General features: G+C 66.4%; 2 protein-coding genes and 1 pseudogene. 2 read left to right on the top strand and 1 reads right to left on the bottom strand.

Annotated features, from left to right (window positions below):
* The first annotated feature begins 968 nt into the window (after positions 1-968).
* Together ACFWXC_RS52760 and ACFWXC_RS52765 are read left to right on the top strand one after the other, a co-directional pair.
* Positions 969-2690, top strand: coding sequence for an N-acetylmuramoyl-L-alanine amidase (locus ACFWXC_RS52760; RefSeq protein ID WP_384491468.1), 1722 nt, complete (start codon positions 969-971; stop codon positions 2688-2690).
* A gap of 1514 nt (positions 2691-4204) precedes the next feature.
* Positions 4205-5701, top strand: a complete 1497-nt coding sequence (locus ACFWXC_RS52765) for an N-acetylmuramoyl-L-alanine amidase (RefSeq protein WP_384491470.1) — start codon at positions 4205-4207, stop codon at positions 5699-5701.
* A gap of 307 nt (positions 5702-6008) precedes the next feature.
* Here the strand turns inward: ACFWXC_RS52765 and ACFWXC_RS52770 are convergent.
* Positions 6009-6136, bottom strand: a pseudogene (locus ACFWXC_RS52770) (IS701 family transposase); the annotation flags it as partial.

Raw genomic sequence — 6136 nt, forward strand, 5'->3', positions numbered from 1 at the left:
CCGGACGCTTCCTCTCCATCGACCCCGTCCCCGGCGGCAACGCAAACGCCTACGTATACCCCAGCGACCCCATCAACGCCTACGACCTCAACGGAAAGTGGTGGCTCTCGCGATGGAGAGCGAGGCACTCCTATAACGATGCCGCTTATTCCGCCGCGTTCCTGTGCACGAGTTTTTGCGGCGCCGGTTTTGGTCGCGCAGGTCGCGCGGGCTACAGAGCCTGGAGAAGTCGGGGTGTCATCCGTGCCGCATGGAGAAGGCATGGATGGCGAGGACTGGGCCGTTCTCTCTTTACTGCATCTGGCCTTTCGAGTGACTACTGGCACGCGCGGAACATCGTGCGGCACGTCACCAGGTGGGGGCGAAATGGGGTTGTGCACATGCACAACTACGCCCTTCGCGGCCCGTGGTTCAGGCCATGGCGCACCCAGTCTTGGCGATACAACCACTTCGGATGATGGGGAGAGCCGCCCACTTCTGGCAGTGGCTAATCATCGGGGTGAAGCTGCTAGATCACCCCAGCCAGATACGCGCTGATGAAGTGTTCCGCCTGTCCGTCTTCGCTCTCTTCACCGTTACCTTGCTGTGGAGGATCGGGAGGAAGGCCAAATCTCGGATATCAAAGCGGAGCGACAGCAGTTCCTAGCCTCAATATTTCATGACGGTCCCTTCCGCACGCGAATTGGCATTGGCTGGCCGTCCAGCAGAAGAAACATCACATACTCTCTCTCGGCTGTACTTGAGAACGGAAACACGTGCAGAAGAATAAGAAATCGAACCACGCTTCCCGGAAGCGTGTGTCACGGCATCGGCTGATCGGTCTGGCCACTGCGAGTGTGCTGACCGCAGGAGCTTTGACCGCCCTGATCCCGGCGACCGCACAGGCCGGAAACGCCACGCTGTCAGGGCCGGGCGCGCGGCAGCATGCCTTCGCAGCCGCCGCTGCCAAGTACCACCTCCCCGCCAAGGTGCTGCTCGCCGTGGCGCACCAGGTGTCAGCGTGGGACGCGCATTCCGGTGAGATGAGCACCAGCGGCGGCTACGGTCCAATGCACCTGACCGATGTCACTCCCGCGATGCTGGCCGGCGGTCCGGCCGGGGCGGTCGGGCGGTCGGACCTCACAGTCATGGCGAAGGACCCCGCCCTGCACACGCTGCAGGCGGCGGCAAAGCTCACAGGCCTGTCCCCGGCCGAGCTGCGTGAGGACCCAGCCGCCAACATCGAGGGCGGTGCCGCGCTGCTCGCCTCGTACCAACAAGCCTTGGGCGGCGGCCGGACGTCGAACCCCGGTCAGTGGTACGGGGCGGTGGCCCGCTACAGCGGCTCGTCGCAGAAGCGGAGCGCCACAGCGTTCGCCGACCGCGTCTTCGCCACCATCAGGGCTGGGGCCGCGCGCACGACGCACGACGGCCAGCAGGTACAACTGCGCGCCGACCCACAGGTCCGCCCTGCCACCGCGCAGTTGGACAGACTCTCCTTGACCGGGACCGCGGTGGCTGCGTCGACCGAGTGCCCGCCAGAAGTCTCGTGCACATTCGTGCCGGCGGCGCCGTCCAACGGCCAGGCCTCCAACCGGCCGGCGAACGGCGTCCGGATCGACACCATCGTCATCCACGACACCGAGTCGTCGTACCAGTCCGCCATCTCGACCTTCCAAACTGCGGGCGGCAGTTCGGCGCACTATGTGATGCGGTCCTCGGACGGTGCGGTGACGCAGATGGTGGCCACCAAGGACGTCGCCTTCCACGCGGGCAACTACTCGACGAACCTGCACTCGATCGGCATCGAGCACGAGGGCTATGCCGCGCACGGAGGCACCTGGTACACCGAGGCACAGTACGAGGCCACAGCCTCCCTGGTGCGATACCTCTCGAACCGTTATGGCATACCGCTGGACCGTGAGCACATCATCGGCCACGACAATATCGCCGGCCCGAGCTCCAGCCTCGTCGCGGCCATGCACTGGGACCCGGGCCCGTTCTGGGACTGGGAGCACTTCATGAGCCTGGTCGGTGCTCCGGTGATGGGTGAACACGGGGTGGGGCCGGTCGGCTCGGCGGTGACGATCAACCCCGGATTCACCGAGAACCAGCAGACCGTGCAGATCTGCCCCGGTGACGACCCCACCGGCGCCACGCCCGTCTGCACCCGGCAGGCGGAGGCTTCCAATTTCGTGTTCCTGCGCACCGCGCCCAGCGACACCGCCCCGCTCTTCGGGGACCAAGCCATCCACAAGGGCGCTGCAGGCACCGACCGGATCAGCGACTGGGGCTCCACCGCCCAGGCGGGGCAGCAGTTCGTGGTGGCTGGCGCCGACGGCGATTGGACCGCCATCTGGTACAGCGGCGCGAAGGTGTGGTTCTACAACCCGGGCGGCGTCAACACGAGCCCGGCGTACGGCGTGACGCTGGTATCCGCTGCGGGCGCATCGCCCGTGGCTGTCTACGGTTCCAGCTACCCCGACCGGTCGGAGTACCCCAGCGGGCTGTCCCCCTCGACGCAGGCGCCGATCAGCTACTACACCGTTCCCACCGGTCAGGCGTACGTCGCCACCCGGCCACCGGCCAACACCAACGATTACTTCACCTCCGGTGCGGTCGTCACCGGAGCCAAGCAGATGTACACCATCCAGTACAACCACCGTCTCGCGCTGGTCTACTCGGCAGACGTGACCGCGACTGGCGTGTGACCCTGGGCTCCGGTTCATCACCCTGATCCGCCGGATGGGGTGAAAGACCGGAGATCTCCGCTTCCGGAAGGAGTCGGGGGCATCGTCACACGGACTCGCGTTGGTCGAACCTGGTCTCGCTGGTGAACGATGCCCCTTCAAGATCAACTGGACCCGGCCAGGCCCTCGCTGTTCAGCGAGCGAGGGGACTCCTCGGGGCGGGCGCGTCTTCCCTACCGCCGAGCAGGCCGCCCCGGCCCAGCTCGCGAAGCTGATCCGGGACCACTGGAAGATCGAGGCCCTACACCACGTCCGCGACACCACCTTCGCCGAGGACTCCTCGCAGCTGCGGACCGGGAACGCTCCCCGGGCCATGGCGACCTGGCGCAACCTTGCCATAGGCGCCCTCCGGCTGGGCGGTGCCAGGAACATCGCCGCTGCCCTCCGATACAACGCACGTGACACCCTCCGCAACGGATGTCAGCCGACTACGACGAAGCCCTGTACGGCGGGCCGTTTCGGTTTATGGTCCGGCGGGTGGGCACGCCGATAGCCCGGCTGATGCCCCTTTGGATGTCAAGCGGCTGCCAGATGACGGGTATGGCTCGCCGCCAGGGCCGGCCACGAGCCACACCCATAACGCAGCCCTGGCATCAACTGGCTTTCTATCAGGGCCAGTTGGCCGTGTAGATTCCCTCTCTCCGGACCCAGACAGCTGAAACACATGCCGTCTGTCTGTAGATCTGTCATGTTCTGATCCGACTGTGCATGGGGTGGGCTGCGTGAAGCGGCGTGTGATGTGGGGTGCGGTTGCTGTGGCGACCGCAGTGTCAGCGGGAGTAATCGTTGTCCAGCCGTGGGGCGCTTCCGACTCGGAGTCAGATGCGAAGGGCCTTGGGGGGCCGGTCGTCACTCACGTGCGGTCGGCAGCTCTGCGCGCCGATGATGCCGGCCGTGTCTCGCTGAGTCGGCCTGAGGTCGCATCTTTCAGCATGTTGAGGCTGTCATGGGAAAACCCGCAGGCACACGTCTTGGGTGCAGTCCAGGCCCGGGCCCGTACCGTAGGGACGCAGAAGTGGTCCTCCTGGGTCACATTGGAAGCCGACGGCGGAAGCGGCGAGGACTCTCCACGTAAAGGGATGCGGGGGGCCACTGGTGCCGCCTGGTTCGGCCCGTCGGACGGCGTGGAGATAAAGGTCGCCGCTGGTGGCACGCTGCCCGCCGGCCTGCGCCTGGACATGGTCGATCCCGGTACTTCCACCCAGGCGGGAATGAAGGCCGCAGCTTACGTCATGGACGGCGACACACCCGAGCCCGGTGACACATCCACCGCCCCCGCCGATCCTGCGACACCCACCGTCGAAACGTCCGAGTCCGCAACGGCTCCGTCCACGCCTTCGAGCGAGACGCCGACGACTCCCGCACCCACTGCCACGGCGACGGCCACGGAGCCTTCTCCCCCGGCCAGTTCCGCTCCCCCGACTTCGGCAGCGCCCACGGCGTCGGCGAGTGCGACATCCGGACCGAGTTCCACCGTGCCTCAGCCTCCTGTCGAAAGCCGGGCGGCCTGGGGCGCGGACGAGTCTCTCAACACCGAGGCGCCCGAGTACGGCACGACCATCAACGCCGTCTTCGTCCACCACACGGCCCAGACCAACGCATACTCATGTGCCGACTCTCCGGCCATCATGCGCGGTCTGCGAGCCCTGCACCTGAACCAGGGCTGGAAGGACATTGGCTACAACTTCGTCGTCGACAAGTGCGGCACGATCTTCGAAGGACGCAAGGGCGGCATCGACCGGCCGGTGATCGGTGCACAGGCCGAAGGGTTCAACACGAACACCACGGGCATCGCCGTCATCGGCACTTACACGAGCGAAGACGCCCCGGTTGCCGCCAAGGCTTCCATAGCCCGCCTCGCGGCCTGGAAGCTCGGCCAGTACAAGGTGGACCCGCTGGGGAAGGTGACCCTGACGGCCGGCAAGGCCAACGGCAAGTTCGCACTCGGGCAGTCCGCGGTCTTCAACCGGATATCGGGCCACCGTGACGCCTACGCCACCGAGTGCCCGGGCACGGCCCTGTACAACCAGCTGCCAACCCTTCGCACCTGGGCCGCCGGCCCCGTCACCGGACTCGCGGTCAAGTCCGTCACCGGCGCGAGCCTGTCGGGGAACACCTACCTGACCAAGGGCACGGTCACCATCAACTGGACGGCCACCACACCGACTTCCCTCATCACGAAGTATGAGGTCCTCGTCGACGGCAAGAGCGTCGCCACCAAGACCGGCGCCGCGACCTCCGCAACCGTCACCCTCGCCACCGGCAGCCACACAGTGCAGGTCCGCGCGACTCATCAGTCGGGCAAGACCAGCACCTCCTCGAGCGTCACGGTCACGGCGGAGACCACCCCACCCGTGTTCAGCACCAAGCCGACGCTGTCTCTGCGCGCGGGAACTGTCGCGACCACGGCCGTCCCGGTCTCACTCGCCTGGAAGGCCACCGACAGTGCGGGTCTGAAGGAAGTCCGCCTGACCGCCCCCACGGCGAAGACCTACGGGCCCACCACGACCAGTGCCCAGTTGACCGCCACGTCTGCTGCGGCCACAGTCTTCAGCCTGACCGCCCAGGACCTGGCGGGCAACACATCCGTCGCGACGGCATCGGCTACCCCAGTGATCGCCCAGGAGACGTCCGCCACCAAGACCGGTGCCTGGACCAAGAAGACATCCACCAACTACCTCGGCGGCGCCTCCCTGAGCAGCGCCACGAAGAACGCCTCGATGAGCTGGACGTTCACCGGCCGCTCAGTGGCCTGGGTCGTCTCGCGCGCCTCCACCTCAGGGCAAGCCGCCATCTACATCGACGGAACCAAGGCCGCAACCATCGACCTGAAGTCGACCACCACGGCCTACCGCAACGCCATCTGGACCAAAAACTGGGCTTCGGCCGGCAAGCACACCATCAAGATCGTCGTCAGTGGGACCAGCGGGCGCCCCACCGTCACCACCGACGGCATCGCCTACCTGCGATAGAAGCCAGGAAACAGCGCCACAACTACCCTGGCAATGCCATGGGGCTCGTGCCCACCCTAGTACTCCAGTGCGGTTTCGTGATCTATCCAGCAGGTTCGTCGGCGGATCGTCGTTGGTAGTGGCGGTGTCGGGCTGTTGCCTGGTGGCGTCTGCGCCAGATTGACCAGTGCAGCAGCCTGGCAGCGGTCGTGGCTGGCGGGCCGAAGACGACGGTGAACAGGTGGCGGATCTCCGGGACGGTCAGGGAGGTCGGTACGCTGCTGAGGGCTGGGTGGTGAAGGCCGGTGGACCGCTTCGGTGCCGCGTCGGCGGCGACGGCGGTCAGGAAGGCCAGGGCGAGCATGGCGAGCGTGATGTGCCGGTGCCACGAGGTCCAGGTGCGGACTTGGTAATGGTCGAGTCCGACCTGGCCCTTGGCGGCCTGGAAGCACTCCT

The sequence above is a fragment of the Streptomyces sp. NPDC058683 genome, assembly GCF_042716195.1.
Lineage (GTDB): Bacteria > Actinomycetota > Actinomycetes > Streptomycetales > Streptomycetaceae > Streptomyces.